Genomic DNA, 19706 nt, shown 5'->3' with positions numbered 1-19706 from the left:
GTCCCGCCGTCGTCGTCCCGGAGTCAGCCATGAGCGCCCTGCAGCCCCAGCCCACCGACAAGCACGCGTCCTGGGCCTGGTCGGAGAGCCGGGCCACCGAGGACGACGTCGTCCTGCGCGCCCGCGAGCGCGCCGCCGAGCTGGACGTGCCGCCGGTGAGCGAGGGGACGGCGGCCCTGTTGACGGTGCTGGCGGCCACACGGGCCCCCGCGGCGGTCGTGGAGGTGGGCACGGGCGCCGGCGTCTCGGGGCTCGCCCTGATGCGCGGTCTGCCCGAGCGCACGGTCCTCACCACCGTGGACCCGGACGCGGAGGCCCAGCGTGCGGCCCGCGAGGCGTTCTCGGAGGCCCGCCTGCCCACGAGCCGCACCCGCATGATCACGGGGCGCTCCCGGCTCGTCCTCCCCCGGCTCACGAGCGGCGCCTATGAGATGGTCCTGGTGGACGGGGACCCGGCCGCGCGTCAGTTCGACGTCGAGCAGGCCGCGCGCGTGCTCGCCCCCGGCGGCGTGCTCGTCGTGGTGGACGCCCTCGACGGGGACCGCGTTCCCCGGCCCGCCGTGCGCGACGAGTCCACCGTGTCCGCCCGGGCGGTGGACCGCCTCATCCGGGAGGACGAGCACTGGCTGTCCGCCGTCGTCCCCTCCGGCACGGGCGTGCTGATCGCGGTGCGCCGCTGATCCGCGGCGTCGCCGGGGACGCGGACGCCCCGCGCACCGTGACGGTGCGCGGGGCGTCCGCGTCGAAGGGGTCCGGGCTCAGGCCTGGATGACGCCCTCGAGGCACTCCTTGAGCTCGCGGGCCTCGTCCGCGTTGATCTCCAGCACGAGACGGCCGCCGCCGTCGATCGGCACGCGCATGATCAGGCTGCGCCCCTCCTTGGTCACTTCCATGGGACCGTCCCCGGTGCGGGGCTTCATGGCGGCCATTGCGACTTCCCTTCTGGATGATGTTCCCGTCACGGCGTCCGGCGACCGCGGGAGCGGGCGCTGTCCGGACGCCTCCGGCGCCCCCGCACGCGGGCGTGCGCGAGGCCGGTCACATCACCATTATCGCGGATTCCGCGTGCTCGCGCCAAACGATGGCCCGCACCGAGCCCGGCCCGCGACTCAGGCGCGCCCCGCCGGATCGCTCCGGGACGGGTCGGCGGCCTCGAGCTCGGCCACCCGGGCCCGCAGTGCGGTCGCCTCGTCCTCACGCTCCGCGAGGGCGTCCCGCAGCCGCAGCAGGACGGCGTCCACCTGGTCCCGCTGGTAGCCGGGCACCGCGACGGCCAGCCGCAGCAGGCCGACGTCCGCCGCGCGCGGCCGCTCCGGCAGCAGCACGGGGTGCCCGGGCGTCCTCCCGGCCGGGTCGCCGGCCCGGAGCGTGAGCCGGCCCGCGAGGGCGGCGGCCAGGGCCGCCAGCACGACGACGAGCACGGCCACGAGGACGATCCACTGCGGCCCGCTCACGCGTCGGCCCTCCCCGCCGAGCGGAGCACGCACGCGACGGCCTCCTCCGCCGTGTCCACGAGCTGGACGAGCTCCGGGTCCTCGGGCGAGATCATGCCGCGCTCCACGAGCGTGCCGCGGATCCAGTCCACGAGCGGGCCCCAGAAGCCGCGGTCCACGAGGACCACGGGGAAGCGGGTGACGGTGCCGGTCTGCACGAGGGTGAGGGCCTCGAAGAGCTCGTCCAGGGTGCCGAGGCCGCCGGGCAGCACGATGAACCCCTGCGCGTACTTGAGGAACATGACCTTGCGGACGAAGAAGTAGCGGAAGTCCACCCCCACGTGCACCCAGGGGTTCAGACCGGTCTCGAACGGCAGCTCGATGCCCAGGCCCACGGACTCTCCACCGGCCTCGTGGGCGCCCCGGTTGGCGGCCGCCATGGTGCCGGGCCCCCCACCGGTGATGACCGTGTACCCGGCCCGGGCCAAGCGGGTCCCGACCTCGTGGGCCAGGGCGTACTCGGCGCTGCCCTCGGGCGTGCGCGCCGAGCCGAACACGGAGACCGCGGGACCCAGCCCCGCGAGGGTGCCGAAGCCCTCGACGAACTCGGCCTGGATGCGCAGGACACGCCAGGCCTCGGACGTCGTCGAGGCGACGTCGGCGGCGGGGCGTGCGGCGTCGCCGGGCCGCCGGCCGTCGAGGAGGAGCTGGTCGAACGTGGGGGTGCGCGCCGCCTCCCCGCGCAGGACCTGCCCGCCGCGGCGGACGCGCTGGGGCTTGGCGGCGACGTCGCCGCCCGAGGGGTGCTCATGTGGGGCCATGGCGCCAGCCTAACGAGCCGGCGGGCCGCCGGGGCCGGCGTCGCACGGCGCACCGCGCCGGGTGTGGCGTGCGCTATATTCCACTGGCATGACGCAGATCACGCCTGAGCAGCCCCACGGCGCCCACCTCCCCGACGAGGCCGGTGTGCGGCGCCGTCGCGGTGCCGCGGGCGATGACCTGATCGTCCTCGAGGGCGTCAACAAGCACTTCGGCGACTTCCACGCCCTCCGCCAGATCGACCTGCGGATCCCGCGCGGCCAGGTGGCGATCGTCCTCGGCCCGTCCGGCTCCGGCAAGTCGACGCTGTGCCGCACGATCAACCGGCTCGAGACCATCGACGACGACGGCGGCCGCATCCTGATCGACGGGCGGCCGCTCCCCACCGAGGGCAGACAGCTCGCCCAGCTGCGCGCCGAGATCGGCATGGTCTTCCAGTCCTTCAACCTCTTCGCGCACAAGTCGATCCTGGAGAACGTGACCCTCGGGCCCATCAAGGTGAAGGGCAAGCGCCGGGCGGACGCCGAGCGGCACGCCATGGAGCTGCTCGAGCGCGTGGGCGTGGCCCAGCAGGCGAGGAAGATGCCGGCCCAGCTCTCCGGCGGGCAGCAGCAGCGCGTGGCCATCGCCCGTGCCCTGGCGATGGAGCCGAAGGCCCTGCTCTTCGACGAGCCGACCTCCGCCCTCGACCCCGAGATGGTGCAGGAGGTCCTCGACGTCATGGTCCAGCTCGCCGAGGGCGGCATGACCATGGTCGTGGTCACCCATGAGATGGGCTTCGCCCGCAAGGCCGGGGACCGCGTGGTCTTCATGGCCGACGGCGCCATCCTCGAGGACACCGACCCCGACACCTTCTTCACGAACCCCCGACACGAGCGTGCCCAGGACTTCCTGGGCAAGATCCTCGCGCACTGACCCCGTCCCCCGTCGCACCCCACCGCACCGAACCAGAGGAGAGCACCATGCTCCGCACGAAGCTCCTGACCCTGTCCGCCGTCACCGCCGCGGCCGCGCTGTCCCTCACCGCCTGCGCGCCGTCGTCCTCGCAGGGCGGCGGTGGCGACGCCGCCGGCTCGTCCTCGGCCGGCGAGTCGACGTCGTCCGGCTCCGGCGAGAGCCTGCGCATCGGCATCAAGTTCGACCAGCCGGGCCTGGGCTACCGCGAGGGCTCGGCCCAGCCCACCGGCTTCGACACGGACGTGGCCCGCTACGTGGCGGACAAGCTCGGCGTGGCCGAGCAGGACATCGAGTGGGTCCAGACCCCGTCTGCGAACCGGGAGAACGCCCTGGAGAACGGCGAGGTCGACATGATCTTCGCGACGTACTCCATCACGGACGCCCGCAAGGAGCGCGTCGCCTTCGCGGGCCCGTACTTCGTGGCCGGCCAGGACCTGCTGGTCCGCGCGGACGACACCGCGATCACCGGCCCCGAGGCCCTCGACGGGAAGAACCTCTGCTCCGTCACCGGCTCCACCTCGGCCCAGAAGATCAAGGACCAGTTCGCCTCCGGCGTGAACCTGGTGGAGCAGGGCGGCTACGCCGAATGCGTGACCTACCTCGAGTCCGGCCAGGTGGACGCCGTGACCACGGACGACATCATCCTCGCGGGCTTGGCCGCCGCCGACGCCAACAAGGGCAAGTTCAAGGTCGTCGGCAACACCTTCACCACGGAGCGCTACGGCGTCGGTCTGCCGAAGGACTCGGAGCGGTGCGAGGACATCAACGAAGCCATCAAGGAGATGAAGGACTCCGGCGAGTGGGAGAAGGCCCTCGAGTCCAACACCGAGGGCACGGGCTACACCTACGACGAGACGCTGAACTCCGGCGAGGACGCCGAGTTCGAGCCCTGCGCCTGACGACCTGCGCCGCCGGGTGGGCCTGGGACGTGACCTGAACCGTCACCCTCGGCCCGCCCGGCGGCTCCCCTGCCCGTCAGCCTTGTCCCGACCCTCGGAGAACTCATGGAATCGATCTCCTCGCTCCTCGCGGACTACGGCGCGGACATCCCGCTCGCGTTCTGGACGAACATCAGGCTCGCGTTCCTCGCGACCCTCGGCTCGTTCGTCCTCGGCGTGGTGCTCGCCCTGTTCCGCATCTCGCCCGTCCCCTCGCTGCGCGCCCTCGGCGCCGGCTACGTCAACGTGGTCCGCAACACCCCGCTCACGATCATCATGCTGCTCGGCGTGCTCGCCGTCTGGGGACAGCTGAAGATCAGCTTCTCGTCCGACTTCACGCTGAACTTCTTCATCTACGCCGTGATCGCCCTCTCGCTCTACCACGCGGCGTTCATGTGCGAGGCGATCCGCTCCGGCGTCAACACCGTCCCGCTCGGGCAGGCCGAGGCCGCCCGCTCCATCGGCCTGGGCTTCCTGCCCGCGGCCCGCCACGTGATCCTGCCCCAGGCGCTGCGCGGGGCCATCACCCCGCTCGGCAACACCGTGATCGCGCTGACCAAGAACACCACCGTCGCCGCCGCGGCGTCGGTGGCGGAGGCCTCGGGCCTGATGAAGCGCATGATCGAGTTCAGCCCGGACGTGATGGTGGCGATCTTCCTGACCTTCGCGATCGGCTTCTGCCTGATCGTCATCCCCATCGGCCTGCTGACCACGTGGGCCTCGGAGAAGTGGGCGGTGGCCCGATGAGTGCCCAGGCCTCCGTCCTCTTCGACGCCCCGGGTCCGATCGCCCGCCGGCGGATCCTCCTCGCCAACCTCGTCTCCCTCGCCGCGGTGTTGGTCGTGGCGGTGCTCGTGCTGATCCAGATGAACGCCACCGGCCAGCTCTCCGGCCGCCGCTGGCTGGCCGCCGTCGACGGCAACGCGTGGCGGAACTATTACCTGCCGGGCCTGCAGTTCACCCTGCAGTCCGCGGGCATCGCCGTGGTCTCCTCCGTGGTGTTCGGCCTGGTGTTCGGCTTCCTGCGGCTGGCCCCGGTCGGCCCGGTGCGCTGGCTGGCCGCCGTCGTCGTGGAGTTCTTCCGGGCCGTGCCGGTGCTCGTGATGATGGTGTTCTTCTACCTGCTGTTCGCACAGGTCGCGCGCACCGGGGCGATCCAGCCCCAGGACGGCCCGTACTACGCGGTGATCGCGGCGCTGACCCTGTACAACGGGTCTGTGATCGCGGAGCTGGTGCGCTCCGGGGTGCGCTCGCTGCCGCGCGGCCAGCGCGAGGCGGCCGCGGCGGTGGGCATGACGAGCATGCAGTCCCTGCGGCTCGTGGAGGTGCCTCAGGCCCTCATCGCCATGCTGCCGTCGCTGCTGAGCCAGTTCGTGGTGATCCTCAAGGACTCGGCGCTGGGCTACCTCATCGGCTTCTTCGAACTCCTGCAGTACGCCCGCCAGCTCGGCTCCGGCAACGGCAACATCCTGCAGTCCCTCGTGGTGGCCGCGATGATCTTCATCGTGATCAACTTCCTCCTCACCTGGGCGGCCACCCGGCTCTCGCGGCGGCTGTCGTCGCGGACGGCTGGCGACGCCAGCGCCCCCACGACCCCGCGCGTCGGGGCGCCCACGGACACGGCGGGCTGACCGGGCGGCGGGCGAGGCGGGCCCGCAGGTCGGGCGGCTGGCACCGGCCGACGTCGTCGGGTCAGCCGGCCAGCCAGGCCGTGAGCGCCGCGAGGCACGCGTGGACCGCCTCGCGGGGCACGTGCTCGTCGTCCGTGTGGGCCAGGAGGGCGTCGCCGGGGCCGAAGTTGACCGCGGGCACGCCCAGCTGGGAGAACCGGGCCACGTCCGTCCACCCGTACTTGGGCTGGGGCTCTCCCCCGACGGCGGCGACGAACGCGGCGGCGGCCGGCCGGTCCAGACCGGGGCGGGCGGCGGGCGAGGCGTCGTCGATCCGCACCTGGGCGTCCCAGTCCACGCCGGCCCCCTCCAGCACCGCGCGCACGTGCGCGTGGGCCTGGTCGAGGGTCTTGTCCGGAGCGAACCGGTAGTTCAGGTCCACGGACGCCTCGTCCGGGATGACGTTGCCCGCGACGCCGCCGGCCACGCGGATCGCGTGCAGCCCCTCGCGGTACTCCAGGCCCTCCACCGTGACCGTGGCCGGCTCGTACGCCGCCAGGGCGGTGAGCACGGGGGCCAGCTTGTGGATCGCGTTGTCGCCGCGCCAGGCGCGGCCCGAGTGCGCCGCGACACCGGAGAAGGTGACGCGGTACCGGCACGTGCCGTTGCAGCCGCCCTCCACGACGCCGTCGGTCGGCTCGAGCAGCACCGCGAAGTCGCCCTCCAGCAGCTCGGGGGCCTGGCGGGCCACGCGGGCGAGGCCCGACAGGTCCGAGGAGACCTCCTCGTGGTCGTAGAACACCCACGTGACGTCGTGCACGGGGGTCGGGCCGTCCGCGCGGCCGAAGCGGCCGGCCAGGGCCAGCTGCACGGCGACGCCGGACTTCATGTCCACGGCCCCGCGGCCGTACAGCACGTCCCCGTCCCACGCCGAGGGCACGGTCCCGCGCGAGCCCGGCACGGTGGGCAGGGGCACCGTGTCCAGGTGCCCGGCCAGGATCACGCGGGTCGGCCGCCCCAGAGCGGTGCGGGCGACGACGGCGTCCCCGAACCTCCGCACCTCGAGGCCGCCGAGGGCGCGCAGGGCCTGCTCGACGGCGTCGGCCAGCGGCCCCTCCTCCCCCGAGACGGAGCGCACGTCCAGCAGGGTGGCGGTGAGCGCCGCGACGTCGAGGTCCGGATCGGCGAGGTCGGGCAGGGACACGGGGGTGAGACTCATGTGTCCAGTCTACGGACGCGCCTCCCGTCGCCCCGCAGCGTGCCACCGCCACTCAGTAGGCTGAGGCGCATGACCCAGACCGCCGCACAGCAGCCCTCCTCCCGTCTCGTCTCCGGCCACGGCCTGGCCACCACGGCCGCCGACGGCGCCGTCCTGGACGTGTGGTTCCCCGCCCCCGTGGCCGGCCCGCTCTCCGCTGCGGACGCCTCGCTGCGCGACACCCTGCGCGCCCTCGCCGCGGACGACGCGGACCGCGGGACCACGCAGGCCGTCGTCGAGCTGGAGGTCGACCTGGACGCCGCCCCGGCCTCCACCGCGGACGCGTGGCTGCGCCTGCACGCCCTCTCGCACCGCCTGACGCGGCCGAACGAGCTCAACCTCGACGGCGTCTTCGGGCTGCTCACCAACGTGGTGTGGACGAACCGCGGACCCTGCGCGGTCGCCGACTTCGAGCTGACGCGGGCGAGGCTGCGTGCCCGCGGCGCCGTGCAGGTGTACGGCGTGGACAAGTTCCCGCGCATGACGGACTACGTCGTGCCCTCCGGGGTGCGCATCGGCGACGCGGACCGGGTGCGCCTGGGCGCCCACCTTGCCGAGGGGACGACCGTGATGCACGAGGGCTTCGTGAACTTCAACGCGGGCACCCTGGGGCACTCGATGGTGGAGGGCCGGATCTCGGCCGGCGTCGTGGTGGGCGACGGGTCGGACGTCGGAGGCGGCGCGTCCATCATGGGCACGCTCTCCGGCGGCGGCACCCAGCGGATCGTGATCGGCGAGCACGTGCTGCTCGGCGCGAACTCCGGCGTGGGCATCTCCGTCGGCGACGACTGCGTGGTCGAGGCCGGTCTGTACGTCACCGCGGGCACGCGCGTGAGCGTGCTGCAGGACGGCGAGGCGGCGCGGACCGTGAAGGCCGTCGACCTCTCCGGCGTGCCGAACCTGCTGTTCCGCCGCAACTCCACCACGGGCGGGGTCGAGGCCCTCCCCCGCGCCGGCCGGACCGTCGAACTGAACGCGGCGCTGCACGCGAACTGACCCGGCGCACTCGCCCCGCGGCTCTTCCCTCCCCTCCCCGCTCCCCGCCGCGTTGGGGGGGGCGATTTCCGGTGGTATCCCGCCGGGATAACGCCCACTATCGCCCCCGGAGCTCCACGGCGGTCCGGGGGCGGGGCGACGACGGCGGCACGCGGCGCGGGCCGCCGGCTCCTGCACAGCGGCGCTCGCCCCGCGCGTCGTCCCCGTGCCACGTCCACCTCGCCCCGGGCGCCCCGCCGGTGTCGTCCGATGGGTGCATGCCGCGCGTCGTGACTCCTCTGCCGCCCGACCAGCCCGCCGTCCTGTTGGCCACGGACCTGGCCCGACTGGGACTGCCGCCCGACCGCGCCCGCCGGTCGGACCTGGAGCGGGTGGGGCAGGGCATCCACCGGCAGCGGGCGCACCCTGGCACGGGATGGGCCGACCTGGGCCTGCCCGAGCCCGGGCACGGCTTCTCCCCCGATCACCTCGCCGCGCTTCTGCGCCGACGCCCGGATGCCGTCCTCTCCCACGAGACCGCGGCCCACCTGCACGGTCTGCCGATGCCCGCGCGTGCCTGGCGGCGGCGCGACCCGGCGACCGGCGAGCTCGACGTCGACCCGCCGGTTCACCTCACCGTGGCCCGGGGGACACGACGCGTCCGGCGGGCTGGTCTGATGGACCACCGGCGGCCACTGGCGCCCGAGTTCGTCACGCACGTGCACGGCCTGCGCGTCACCACGGTCGATCGCACCTGGCTGGACCTGTGCTCCCTGACTCCCCCGTGGACGTTCGAGGACCTCGTGGCCGCCGGGGACCACGCCGTCCGGCACCCGTGGACGCCCGCGGGCCGGACGGATCCGGCCACCACGATCGCCGCGCTGCGGTCGGCGCTGCACGCGTCCGGACGCTTCCACGGCCGCCCGGCCGCCCGGGAGGCGCTGGATTCCGTTCGCGTCGGGGCGGACTCGCCGCCCGAGACCCGCCTGCGCCTCGCCCTCGTGGCCGGCGGGCTGCCGGAGCCGGGGCTGCAGGCCGCGCTCGAACCCGAGGACCCCTTCTCCCCCGTGGCCGACCTCGCCTACCGCCACGTGCGCCTGGCCCTGCAGTACGACGGTGCCGGGCACCGCACGCGGGAGCAGCAGGCGCGCGACGCCCGCCGGGACCGCTACGGCCAGGCGCGCGGCTGGACGACGCTCCGCGTCACCTGGGCCGATGGGCGCGAGGACTTCCGTGGCGTCGTCGCGGTGGTCCGACGCCGCCTCGGCCACTCCGCCTCGACATGAAGACGCTCCGGCGAACGCATTGGGGGCGGTTTCGGGTGGTATTCCGTCGGAATACCACCCGAAACCGCCCCCAAACGCAGGGTCAGCGCCCCCGGGTCAGCGCTGCGGGTACTGGCGCAGCTGCTCGCCCACGTAGATCTGGCGCGGGCGGCCGATCTTGGTGGCCGGGTCCTCCATGAGCTCGCGCCACTGGGCGATCCAGCCGGGCAGGCGACCGAGGGCGAAGAGGACGGTGAACATCTTCTCCGGGAAGCCCATGGCCTTGTAGATCACGCCGGTGTAGAAGTCGACGTTCGGGTAGAGCTTGCGCTCCACGAAGTAGTCGTCCGCGAGGGCCTTCTCCTCGAGGCGCTGGGCGATCTCGAGCAGCTCGTCGTTGCCGCCCATCTTGGACAGGATGTCCTCGGCGGTCTTCTTGATGATCTTGGCCCGCGGGTCGTAGTTCTTGTACACGCGGTGGCCGAAGCCCATCAGGCGGACGCCGTCCTCCTTGTTCTTCACCTTCTCCATGAAGTCCTCGGGCTTGATGCCGTCGGACTGGATCGTGCGGAGCATGTTCAGCACGGCCTCGTTGGCGCCGCCGTGGAGGGGGCCGTAGAGGGCGTTGATGCCGGCGGAGACCGAGGCGAACAGGTTGGCCTGGGTGGAGCCCACGAGGCGCACGGTGGAGGTGGAGGCGTTCTGCTCGTGGTCGGCGTGCAGCATGAGCAGCAGGTCGAGGGCCTTGACCACGTCCGGGTCGATCTCGTACTCCTCCGCGGGCACGCCGAAGCACAGGCGGAGGAAGTTCTCCACGTAGTTCAGCGAGTTGTGCGGGTACATGAACGGCTGGCCCAGGGACTTCTTGAACGCGTAGGAGGCCAGCACCGGCAGCTTGCCCAGCAGGCGCACGGTGGAGATGTGGACCTGCTCCGGGTCGTGCGGGTCCAGGGAGTCCGGGTAGAACGTGGACAGCCCGGACACGGAGGAGGACAGCACCGGCATGGGGTGCGCGTCCCGCGGGAAGCCGTTGAAGAACAGCTTGAGGTCCTCGTGCACCATGTTGTGGCGCAGGATGTTGGTCTCCCAGGCCTCCAGGGTCTCCTTGGACTCGGGCAGCTCGCCGTAGATCAGCAGGTAGGCGACCTCCATGAACGAGGAGTTCGCGGCGAGGTCCTCGATGGCGTAGCCGCGGTAGCGCAGGATCCCCTCGTCGCCGTCGATGAACGTGACGGCGGACTTGGCGTTCGCCGTGTTCATGAAGCCCGGGTCGTAGGTGACGTCGCCGGTCTCCTTCAGGAGCGGGGCGATGTTGATGCCGTTGTTGCCTTCGGTGGCGCGCTCGACGCCGAGGTCCAGGCTCTGCTCGCCGACGGTCAGCCGGACGGACTCGTTCTGGGTCACGGGTGTGCTCCCTCGTTCTCTACTGGATGGTCCGGGCCCGCGCGCCGGTCAGGCACGCGCCCACGGGGACGACTCTGCTCCAAACTACCAAGGACCGGGTCCGATCGCCCCGCCCGTCCGCTCCGACGTCGCCGCGTGACCGCGGCGGCCGCGGGCGTGTGGGAGCGGTGTGCCGGCCGCGCTCAGCGGCGCAGCGGACCCCGCGCGGCGAGCCGGCGGGCGGCCTGCTCCACGGCCTCGTCCGTGGCGGTGATCGCGACGCGGACGTAGCCGTCGCCGGCGTCGCCGTAGAACACGCCGGGTCCGGCCACGATGCCGAGGTCGGCGAGCTCGCCCAGCAGGTCCCACGAGTCCTGCTCCGTGGCCGCGGCCGGGTCGGTGTCCGCCCGGCGGGTCCACAGGTACAGGCCCGCCTCGGAGTGGTCCACGGCGTGGCCGGAGGCCTCGAGGGCGGCGCGCAGGGCGTCGCGGCGGCGACGGTAGCGGTCCTTCTGCTGCGCCACGTGGCCCTCGTCCGCCAGTGCCACGGCCATGGCGTGCTGCACGGGGGCGGGCACGATCATGCCGGCGTGCTTGCGCGTGTTCACCAGGGTGGCCACCAGCCCCGGGTCGCCCGCGGCGAAGGCGGCGCGGTACCCGGCGAGGTTGGACTGCTTGGACAGCGAGTAGACGCTGAGCAGGCCCGTCAGGTCCCCGCCGGAGACCTCCTCGGACAGGATGCAGGGGACGAGCTCGCCGTCCCACTCGTCCCAGCCGAGCTCGGCGTAGCACTCGTCGCCGCAGACCACGGCGCCGAGGGCGCGGGCGTCGTCCACGACGCGCTTGAGCGCGGCGGCGTCCAGCACGGCGCCCGTGGGGTTCGCCGGGGAGTTGGTCCACACCAGGCGTACCCGCTCGCGCACCTCGGGGGCCAGCGAGGCGAGGTCGTCCGCGGCCACGGCCTCGGCGCCGGCGATCAGCGCGCCCATCGCGTAGGTGGGGTAGGCGGCCTCGGGGTGCACGACGACGTCCCCGGCGCCCAGGCCCATGAGCGTGGGCAGCCACGCGATGAACTCCTTGGAGCCCACCGTGGGCACCACGGCCTCCGGGTCCAGCCCGGCCACGCCGCGGCGGCGGGCGTACCAGTCCACGACCGCGCGGCGCAGGTCGGCGGTGCCGTGCGTCGTCGGGTAGCCGTGCGCGTCGGCGGCCTCGGTGAGGGCCCGGCGGATCAGCTCCGGCGTCGGGTCCACGGGCGTGCCGATGGACAGGTCCGCCACGCCGTCCGGGTGGGCGGCGGCGCGCTCACGGTAGGGGGTGAGCGTGTCCCACGGGTAGTCCGGCAGCGTCAGCATGCCGATCAGGCGTCGGCGTTCTGCGGGGGCAGGGCGGCGATGATCGGGTGGTCCTTCGCGATCATGCCCAGCTTGGCGGCGCCGCCCGGGGAGCCCAGGTCGTCGAAGAACTCGACGTTGGCCTTGTAGTAGTCGGCCCACTCCTCCGGGGTGTCGTCCTCGTAGTAGATGGCCTCCACGGGGCAGACGGGCTCGCAGGCGCCGCAGTCCACGCACTCGTCCGGGTGGATGTACAGGGAGCGCTCCCCCTCGTAGATGCAGTCCACGGGGCATTCGTCGATGCACGCCTTGTCCTTGACGTCCACACACGGCAACGCGATCACGTAGGTCATGGCTGACCGTCCACCTCTCTCTGGGCACGGGGTTGCGGGGCTGCGGTCCAGGGTACTCGCTCCCCCGGACGCGTTTCGCGGGCCGTCACACTAGCCCGGCGGGGGCGCGTGGCGCCGTCGGCGGCCTCCGCGGGTCGGCGGTCCAGCCGCCGGCCCGCAGCCAACAGGACCAGGCCGAGCACCGGCTGACCGACGTTCCAGGCCACGGAGGCGACGACGGCGCCCGGCGCCGCCGCCCACAGGCCGGCCGTCCAGGACACCCCCAGGGCGTCGTGGACCGGCAGGCGGTGCAGGGCCAGGACCGCGGTGAACGCCCCGGCGACGACGGCCGCCCCGGCCGGCAGGGGCGCGCCGCCGCGCTCGGCGGTCCGGCGCATCCACCACCGCTGGACCGAGCCGGCCAGCACGAGCGCCAGCACCGCACCCCAGGGCAGGGTCCAGCCGCCCGGCAGTGGCGAGAGCGTCAGGTGGACCGCCGTGCCGAGCGCGCCGGCGACGACGCCGAGCAGCGCCCCGCCCACCACGTCGGCGGGCCGGGCGCGGCGGCGGGGACGGTCAGGCACGGGCGCGGGCGCGCGCGGCCTTCAGGCGCTCGTTGGCGTCCAGGACGACCTTGCGGATGCGGATGTCCTCGGGAGTGATCTCCACGCACTCGTCCTCGCGGGCGAACTCGAGGGACTCCTCGAGGGTGAGCTGGCGCGGGGGCGTCAGGCCCTCGAACGAGTCCGAGGAGGCCGCACGCATGTTGGTGAGCTTCTTCTCCTTGGTGATGTTCACGTCCATGTCGTCCGCGCGGGAGTTTTCGCCGACGATCATGCCCTCGTACACCTCGGAGCCGGGCTGGATGAAGAAGGAGCCGCGCTCCTGCAGGTTGATCATGGCGAACGGGGTGGCCGTGCCGGCGCGGTCCGCCACGAGCGAGCCGTTGTTGCGGTACTCGATGGTGCCGGCCCAGGGCTCGTAGCCGTTGGCGATGGAGGAGGCGATGCCGGCGCCGCGCGTGTCCGTGAGGAACTGGGTGCGGAAGCCGATCAGGCCGCGGGCGGGCACGGAGAACTCCATGCGGATCCAGCCGGTGCCGTGGTTGGACATCTCCTGCATGCGGCCCTTGCGGGCGGCCATGAGCTGGGTGACGGCGCCCATGAACTCCTCGGGCGTGTCGATGGTCATCAGCTCCATGGGCTCGTGGACCTTGCCGTCCACGGTCTTGGTGACCACCTGCGGCTTGCCCACGGTCAGCTCGAAGCCCTCGCGGCGCATCTGCTCCACGAGGATGGCCAGCGCGAGCTCGCCGCGGCCCTGGACCTCCCAGGCGTCCGGGCGCTCAGTGGGGAGCACCTTGAGGGAGACGTTGCCGATCAGCTCGGCGTCCAGGCGGTCCTTCACCTGGCGGGCCGTGACCTTGGCGCCCTTGACGCGGCCGGCCAGCGGGGAGGTGTTGATGCCCACGGTCATGGAGATGGCGGGGTCGTCCACTGTGATCAGCGGCAGCGGCTTGGGGTTCTCGACGTCCGTGAGGGTCTCGCCGATCATGATGTCCTCGATGCCGGCCACGGCCACGATCTCGCCCGGGCCGGCTTCCTCGATCGGCTCGCGGCTCAGGCCCTTGGTGCCGAGCAGCTCGGTGATCTTCACGGTCTTCAGCGTGCCGTCCTGGCGGGCCCAGGCGACCTGCTGGCCCTTCTTCAGGGTGCCGTTGAAGATGCGCAGCAGGGCCAGGCGGCCCAGGAACGGGGAGGCGTCCAGGTTGGTGACGTGCGCCTGGAGGACCTCGCCCTCCGTGTAGGCGGGGGCCGGGATGTGCTCCATCATGGTGGCGAACAGCGGCTCCAGGTCCTCGGAGTCCGGCAGGGAGCCGTCCTCGGGCTGGTTCAGCGAGGCGCGGCCGGCCTTGCCGGAGGCGAACACCACGGGCAGGTTCAGCACGGAGTCCAGGTCCAGGTCCTCCACCTCGTCGGCGAGGTCCGAGGCCAGGCCCAGGAGCAGGTCCATGGAGTCGGAGACGACGCCGTCGATGCGGGCGTCCGGGCGGTCCGTCTTGTTGACCACGAGGATCACGGGCAGCTTGGCGGCCAGCGCCTTGCGCAGCACGAAGCGGGTCTGCGGCAGCGGGCCCTCGGAGGAGTCCACGAGCAGCACGACGCCGTCCACCATGGACAGGCCGCGCTCCACCTCGCCGCCGAAGTCGGCGTGGCCGGGGGTGTCGATCACGTTGAAGGTCACGGTCTGGCCCTCGGGGGCGGAGGGCCCGGAGTAGAACACGGTGGTGTTCTTGGCCAGGATCGTGATGCCCTTCTCGCGCTCCAGGTCCCCAGAGTCCATGACGCGCTCGGCCACCTCCCCGTGGGCCGCGAAGGCGCCTCCCTGACGGAGCATGGCATCCACGAGGGTGGTCTTGCCGTGGTCCACGTGGGCCACGATGGCCACGTTGCGCAGGTCGGAGCGGCGGGTGTCGGTCGAGGTCATGGGCGTCCTGTCCGGTTCGTGAGGCGTGGGGCGGGGACGCACGACGACGGCGGCCCCCGTGCGATTGTACGCGCAGGGGCCGCCGTCGGATGGCGGGCCGGTCGGCCCGGGTGCGCGGCGGGACCGGCCCGCCGCGCACCCTCAGGGGATCAGTAGACGCCCTCGCCGAGGGAGGCGAGGAAGTCGCGGCGCTCCTGGCGCCGCTCCGCCTGCTGGTCCGGGTCCGGCACGGGGGCCGCGGCCAGGAGCCGGCGGGTGTACTCCTCACGCGGATTGTGGAGCACCTCCTTGGTGGGTCCCTGCTCCACCTGGCGGCCGTCCTTGAGGACGAGCACCTTGTGGGCCAGCATGTCCACCACCGCGAGGTCGTGGGACACGAACAGGCAGGCGAACTCGTAGCGCTGCTGCAGCTCGGCGAACATGTCCAGCACCGCGGCCTGGACGGACACGTCCAGCGCCGAGGTCGGCTCGTCCGCGATGAGCACCTGGGGGTCCAGGGTCAGGGCGCGGGCGATCGAGACGCGCTGGCGCTGGCCGCCCGAGAGCTCGTGCGGGTAGCGGTTCACCACGGAGCGGGGCAGGCGCACCGCGTCCAGCAGCTCCTCGGCGCGGGCCAGGCGCGAGCGCCGGTCCCCCACCTTGTGGACCACCATCGGCTCGGTGATGACGTCGCCGATCGGGAACCGGGGGTCCAGCGAGGCCGCCGGGTCCTGGAACACCACGCCGATGTTCTTGCGCAGCTTCCGCTGCTCCGACTTCGGCATGGCAGCCAGGTCGTGGCCCTGGATCCGCAGCGAGCCCTCCGCGATGGTGAGCAGGCCCAGCACCGACTTGGCGATGGTGGACGTGCCCGAGCCGGACTCGCCCACGAGGCCCAGGATCTCGCCCGGGGCCACCTGGAAGCTCACGTCGTGGACCACGCGGTTCTTCTTGCCGCGGTGGTCGTACTCGAGGTGCAGGTCCTCCGCCTCGATCGCGTACTTGGCCGTCGTCTGGGTGGCCGTGACCGGCTCCGGCTCGGCGACCTCGTACGTCGCGCCGAGGCGCGGCACCGAGGAGAGCAGCTTCTGCGTGTAGGGGTGCTGGGCGTGCTGGAGCACCTGGTGCACCGTGCCCTGCTCCACGAGCTCGCCGTGGAGCATCACGCACACGCGGTCCGCCATGTCCGCCACCACGCCCATGTTGTGCGTGATGAGCAGGATGCCGGTGTTCATCTTGTTCTTCAGCGAGCGCAGCAGCTCCAGGATCTCCGCCTGGACCGTCACGTCGAGCGCCGTGGTGGGCTCGTCCGCGATGATCACCTTCGGGGAGCAGCTGATGGCCATCGCGATCACGATGCGCTGGCGCTGGCCGCCGGAGAACTGGTGCGGGTACTGCTTCAGGCGCTCCGCCGCGTCCGGGATGCCCACCATGGTGAGCAGCTCGACCGCGCGCTTGTCCGCCTCGGTGCCGTAGGCGATGCCATGCAGCTCCAGCGCCTCGGTGAGCTGGTCGCCCACCGTGAGCACCGGGTTCAGCGCCGTCATCGGCTCCTGGAACACCATGGCGACCTCGTCGCCGCGGATCCCGCGCAGCTGGCCGGGGGTCATGTCGAGCACCTCGCGGCCCGCGAGCTGCACCGAGCCGGTGATGTCCGCGTTGCTCGGCAGCAGGCCCATGGCGGTGGCGCTGGTGACGGACTTGCCGGAGCCCGACTCGCCCACCAGGGCGACGACCTCGCCGGGCTTGACGTCGAACGTCACGCCCTTCACGGCGTGGACCTCGCCGAACTCGGTCCCGAACTTCACGTCCACGTCGCGGAACGCGAGCACGGGCTTGCCGTCCAGGTCGTCGTGGCGGGCCACGACCCCCATGGAGCTGGTCGCCGGGCCGGGGGTCGGCCCGCCCGTGCCCGAGGAGCCGGGCACGGCCGCGCCGCGCGCGTCGAGGTCGGCGGAGTGCGAGCCGTGCTCGCCGGCGCCGGTCCCGACCGCCGTCGGCTCAGTGCCGGCGGCGTCGTGCTGGTTCTTCATGCCGGACATCGGTCGGCCTTCCTTGTCGTTGCCGTGCGCGGTCACTGGCCCACACCTCCTGCCGGGCCGCCGGCTCCGCCGCGGCGGTGCTCGGGGGCGTCGGGGTCGGCGATGAGGTCGTCCGCCTCACCGTCACGGGCGGTGGGCGCGGTGCCCAGGCCGCCGGCGGTGGTGGCGCCGGCGTCGGTCTTGGCGGCACGGCGGCCGAACAGGCCGCGCTTGCGGCCCGCCGCCGCGCCCTGACGCGGATCGAAGGCGTCGCGCAGGCCGTCACCGAGGAAGTTCACGGACAGGGCGATCGCGAGGATGATCATGCCGGGCCACCAGAACAGCCACGGACGGGTGGTGAACGCGTTCTGGTAGTCGGAGATGAGCAGGCCCAGGGACGAGTCCGGCGCCTTCACGCCGAAGCCGAGGAAGGACAGCGAGGTCTCCAGCAGCACCGCACCCGCGATCGCGAACGTCGCGTTCACGACGATCACGCCGATCGTGTTGGGCAGCAGGTGCTTGAAGATCAGGCGGCCCGGCTTGGCGCCCATGGCGACGGCGGCCGCCACGAACTCCTTCTCACGCAGGGACAGGACCTCGCCGCGCACGAGGCGGGCCAGGGACGTCCAGGACACGAGGCCGAGCACCACCGCGAGCGGGAGGATGCCCATGTTCGCGCCGCTGGCCATCTGGCCGAGCACCGCGGCGAGCACGAGCAGCGGGATGACGATGATCAGGTCGGTCAGGCGCATCAGCACGGAGTCGACCCAGCCGCCGAAGTAGCCGGACGCGGCGCCGACGATCGCGCCGATCACGGTGGAGAGCAGGCCCACGATGGCCGCGATGATCATGGACTGCTGGGTCCCGCGCATCACAAGGGCGAAGTAGTCCTTGCCCGTGGTGTCCTGGCCGAAGGGGTGCTCGCCCCAGCGGAGGCCCTCGCCCCCGAACGCCTGCGGCACGACCGAGAGCGTCGGGCGACCGCCGTTCACCACGGAGGCCGCGGCCGTGTAGGACTTGTCCCACCAGCCGGGGATGCCGGCGAAGCCGATGGAGGAGAACGCCATCAGCGTGATGAAGACCAGCACGATCAGGGAGATCATCGCCGCCTTGTGGCGGAAGAACCGCTTGCGGACCAGGGCGCCCTGGGAGTAGGACTTCCCGGCCTTGACGCGGAGCTTGGCGTCCTCCGCCTCCGCGAGGTCGAAGATCTGCTTCTCGTCGAGCTGCGCGCCCGTCGTCGAGGAGTTGTTGGTGGTCATCTGGCTCACACTCGAATCCGGGGGTCGAGGACGGCGTAGAGCACGTCCGCCACGAGGTTCATCAGCACGGCGGCGGTGCCCGTCACGAGGAAGAACGCCATCACGGGCATGGGGTCCACGTCGCGCAGGCCGGTGGCGAACAGCTCGCCCATCCCCTTCCAGCCGAACACCTGCTCCGTGATCACGGCGCCGCCGATCAGGCCGGCGAAGTCGAAGGCCATGATCGTGGTGACGGGGATCAGGGAGTTGCGGAACGCGTGCTTGAGGATCACCTGGCGCTCCGGCAGGCCCTTGGCGCGCGCGGTGCGGATGTAGTCCTGGCGCGAGACCTCGAGCATGGAGGAGCGCGTGTACCGCGAGTACGTGGCCACCGAGATGATGGTCAGCAGGATGGTGGGCAGCAGCAGCTGCGCACCGCGGTCCAGGAACACCACCCAGAAGTGGGCGTCCAGGTTCGGGGTGCCCGAGCCGATCGTGGAGATCGGGCGCGGCTTGACCTTCAGGAAGGTCGGCCAGTAGTTCATCAGGTGCTCCGCCACGATCGCCACGCCCATGATCAGGGCGGTCACCAGCGAGGCGGACACGGCCGAGCCCTTGGAGAAGCCGCCGAGCAGGCGGCCCACCAGGATGGCCACCAGCACGAGGATGACGCCGAGGCCGGCCAGCAGCAGCGCGGACGGCGTCCGCCACAGCAGGCCGTAGGTGGCGTAGTAGGCGACGAGGCCGATCGCGGCCGTGACCAGGGCAGCCTTGAGGACCGATCGGTTGCGCAGACCGGAGATCACCGCGGTGGCGCCGACGGCAGCGGCCAGGCCGATGACCAGCTGCACGACCGGGCCCATCTGCGGATGCCGCCAGAAGTCGACGGCGAACAGCACCCAGCCGGCGAGCAGGATGAACGCGGCGGTGGCACCGAACGTGAAGGCGCGCCGCCTGAGGTCGCCCGCCATGACGGCCTGCAGGACCAGGCCCGCGAGGACGGCGACCCCGATGAGGAGGGGCCAGTTCAGCTCGGGGCTGCGGATCCAGTCGTTGAACCGGATCCCCATGTACTCCTTCAGGAGCACGGCCGCCCAGAACACGGGCAGCGAGAAGAAGAGGAAGATCAGGAACGTGACCACGTAGTCGAGGCCGGAGTACTGGCGGATCGCGGTGACGATGCCGATCGCGATGCCGATGATGATCGCCAGGACGGTCGCGAGCACGACGAGGCGCAGCGTGGAGGCCGCGGCGTTGCTCAGCAGGTCACCGACGGACTGACCGTTCCGGCTGAGGCCGAGGTCGCACTGACCGGTGACGCAGCCGCCGATGCCCTGGAGCCAGTCCCAGTACCGGGCGTACCAGGGCTGGTCCAGCCCCATGAATTCGGTGCGGGCGGCGATGAGGGTCTCGCGGTTGGGGTTCTGTGACTCTCGCAGGTCCTGGAGGGGGTCACCCGAGTGGGCCACGAGGAAGAAGAGCAGGATCGACGCGCCGAACAGCACCAGGAGGGAGCTGCCGAGGCGCTTGAGGATGAATTTCAGCACAACAGGGGGTGACCTTCCGCGCGAGTGCAAGGGAAAGGGAGGGGTGCGGGTTCGCCGCGGTTCACGGCCAGAGTCCGGCCGGTGCCCGGCCGGGCTCTGTCCTCGATCCCGACGCCGGCGGTCCGCG

Annotated in this window: 19 protein-coding genes; 7 read left to right on the top strand and 12 right to left on the bottom strand. The window is 72.4% G+C overall.

From position 1 onward, the window contains the following. Window positions 1–29: 29 nt before the first annotated feature. Complete coding sequence (locus FLM69_RS04985) at window positions 30–680, top strand: O-methyltransferase (RefSeq protein ID WP_123244002.1); 651 nt, start codon at window positions 30–32, stop codon at window positions 678–680. Window positions 681–758: 78 nt separating this feature from the next. Here the strand turns inward: FLM69_RS04985 and FLM69_RS04980 are convergent, their stop codons facing one another. The 3 genes from FLM69_RS04980 to FLM69_RS04970 form a co-directional block, all read right to left on the bottom strand. Next, window positions 759–929 carry a DUF3117 domain-containing protein gene (locus FLM69_RS04980; RefSeq protein ID WP_002855133.1) on the bottom strand — a complete coding sequence of 57 codons (171 nt, stop codon included), beginning with the start codon at window positions 927–929 and terminating at the stop codon, window positions 759–761. Between the two features lie 180 nt (window positions 930–1109). Continuing rightward, window positions 1110–1454 carry a cell division protein DivIVA gene (locus tag FLM69_RS04975; protein ID WP_123244008.1) on the bottom strand — a complete coding sequence of 115 codons (345 nt, stop codon included), beginning with the start codon at window positions 1452–1454 and terminating at the stop codon, window positions 1110–1112. Beyond that, window positions 1451–2254 (bottom strand): TIGR00730 family Rossman fold protein, encoded by an 804-nt coding sequence (locus FLM69_RS04970; protein ID WP_123244003.1) that lies wholly within the window; start codon window positions 2252–2254, stop codon window positions 1451–1453. The genes FLM69_RS04975 and FLM69_RS04970 overlap by 4 nt, the downstream gene beginning before the upstream one ends. A 178-nt stretch (window positions 2255–2432) precedes the next feature. Here FLM69_RS04970 and FLM69_RS04965 point away from each other — a divergent pair, with 178 nt between their 5' ends. The 4 genes from FLM69_RS04965 to FLM69_RS04950 all read left to right on the top strand — a co-directional run bounded on the left by FLM69_RS04965 (window position 2433) and on the right by FLM69_RS04950 (window position 5778). Then, window positions 2433–3167, top strand: coding sequence for an amino acid ABC transporter ATP-binding protein (locus FLM69_RS04965; RefSeq protein WP_179288613.1), 735 nt, complete (start codon window positions 2433–2435; stop codon window positions 3165–3167). Window positions 3168–3214: 47 nt separating this feature from the next. Beyond that, the gene (locus tag FLM69_RS04960) at window positions 3215–4108 is read left to right on the top strand and encodes a glutamate ABC transporter substrate-binding protein (RefSeq protein WP_123244004.1); all 894 of its coding nucleotides are present in this window, start codon (window positions 3215–3217) and stop codon (window positions 4106–4108) included. A gap of 105 nt (window positions 4109–4213) precedes the next feature. Next, window positions 4214–4894 (top strand): amino acid ABC transporter permease, encoded by a 681-nt coding sequence (locus tag FLM69_RS04955; RefSeq protein ID WP_049146610.1) that lies wholly within the window; start codon window positions 4214–4216, stop codon window positions 4892–4894. Further along, entirely contained in the window at window positions 4891–5778 is an 888-nt protein-coding gene (locus FLM69_RS04950) for an amino acid ABC transporter permease (RefSeq protein WP_141843315.1), read from the top strand. The genes FLM69_RS04955 and FLM69_RS04950 overlap by 4 nt, the downstream gene beginning before the upstream one ends. A gap of 61 nt (window positions 5779–5839) precedes the next feature. Here the strand turns inward: FLM69_RS04950 and dapE are convergent, their stop codons facing one another. Next, window positions 5840–6976 carry a succinyl-diaminopimelate desuccinylase gene (gene dapE, locus FLM69_RS04945; protein WP_141843314.1) on the bottom strand — a complete coding sequence of 379 codons (1137 nt, stop codon included), beginning with the start codon at window positions 6974–6976 and terminating at the stop codon, window positions 5840–5842. Window positions 6977–7045: 69 nt separating this feature from the next. On the opposite strand from dapE, the gene dapD reads away from it, so the two are divergent. Next, window positions 7046–8011, top strand: a complete 966-nt coding sequence (gene dapD, locus FLM69_RS04940; protein ID WP_141843312.1) for a 2,3,4,5-tetrahydropyridine-2,6-dicarboxylate N-succinyltransferase — start codon at window positions 7046–7048, stop codon at window positions 8009–8011. Between the two features lie 257 nt (window positions 8012–8268). Continuing rightward, a complete protein-coding gene (locus FLM69_RS04935; protein WP_095347503.1) occupies window positions 8269–9276 on the top strand; it encodes a DUF559 domain-containing protein in 1008 nt (335 codons plus the stop codon). Window positions 9277–9372: 96 nt separating this feature from the next. Here the strand turns inward: FLM69_RS04935 and FLM69_RS04930 are convergent, their stop codons facing one another. The 8 genes from FLM69_RS04930 to FLM69_RS04895 form a co-directional block, all read right to left on the bottom strand. After that, window positions 9373–10659 (bottom strand): citrate synthase, encoded by a 1287-nt coding sequence (locus FLM69_RS04930; protein ID WP_141843310.1) that lies wholly within the window; start codon window positions 10657–10659, stop codon window positions 9373–9375. A 182-nt stretch (window positions 10660–10841) separates the two neighbouring features. Further along, window positions 10842–11993 carry a succinyldiaminopimelate transaminase gene (gene dapC / locus FLM69_RS04925; RefSeq protein WP_141843308.1) on the bottom strand — a complete coding sequence of 384 codons (1152 nt, stop codon included), beginning with the start codon at window positions 11991–11993 and terminating at the stop codon, window positions 10842–10844. Window positions 11994–11998: 5 nt separating this feature from the next. Next, a complete protein-coding gene (fdxA, locus tag FLM69_RS04920; protein ID WP_141843306.1) occupies window positions 11999–12325 on the bottom strand; it encodes a ferredoxin in 327 nt (108 codons plus the stop codon). Then, complete coding sequence (locus FLM69_RS04915; protein ID WP_141843303.1) at window positions 12322–12888, bottom strand: hypothetical protein; 567 nt, start codon at window positions 12886–12888, stop codon at window positions 12322–12324. The genes fdxA and FLM69_RS04915 overlap by 4 nt, the downstream gene beginning before the upstream one ends. Next, window positions 12881–14791: a translational GTPase TypA gene (typA, locus tag FLM69_RS04910; RefSeq protein WP_141843301.1), complete on the bottom strand. Its 1911-nt coding sequence runs from the start codon at window positions 14789–14791 to the stop codon at window positions 12881–12883. The genes FLM69_RS04915 and typA overlap by 8 nt, the downstream gene beginning before the upstream one ends. Before the next feature lie 149 nt (window positions 14792–14940). Further along, entirely contained in the window at window positions 14941–16812 is a 1872-nt protein-coding gene (locus tag FLM69_RS04905) for an ABC transporter ATP-binding protein (protein ID WP_255502720.1), read from the bottom strand. A gap of 32 nt (window positions 16813–16844) precedes the next feature. Then, a complete protein-coding gene (locus FLM69_RS04900; protein ID WP_235186493.1) occupies window positions 16845–18053 on the bottom strand; it encodes an ABC transporter permease in 1209 nt (402 codons plus the stop codon). A gap of 5 nt (window positions 18054–18058) precedes the next feature. Beyond that, window positions 18059–19579 carry an ABC transporter permease gene (locus FLM69_RS04895; RefSeq protein WP_036382661.1) on the bottom strand — a complete coding sequence of 507 codons (1521 nt, stop codon included), beginning with the start codon at window positions 19577–19579 and terminating at the stop codon, window positions 18059–18061. Window positions 19580–19706: the final 127 nt, after the last annotated feature.

It is taken from the genome of Micrococcus sp. R8502A1, from assembly GCF_006704135.1.
GTDB lineage: Bacteria > Actinomycetota > Actinomycetes > Actinomycetales > Micrococcaceae > Micrococcus > Micrococcus luteus.
Note: the sequence above shows the minus strand (reverse complement) of the source record. Positions and strands in the feature narration are given on the sequence as shown.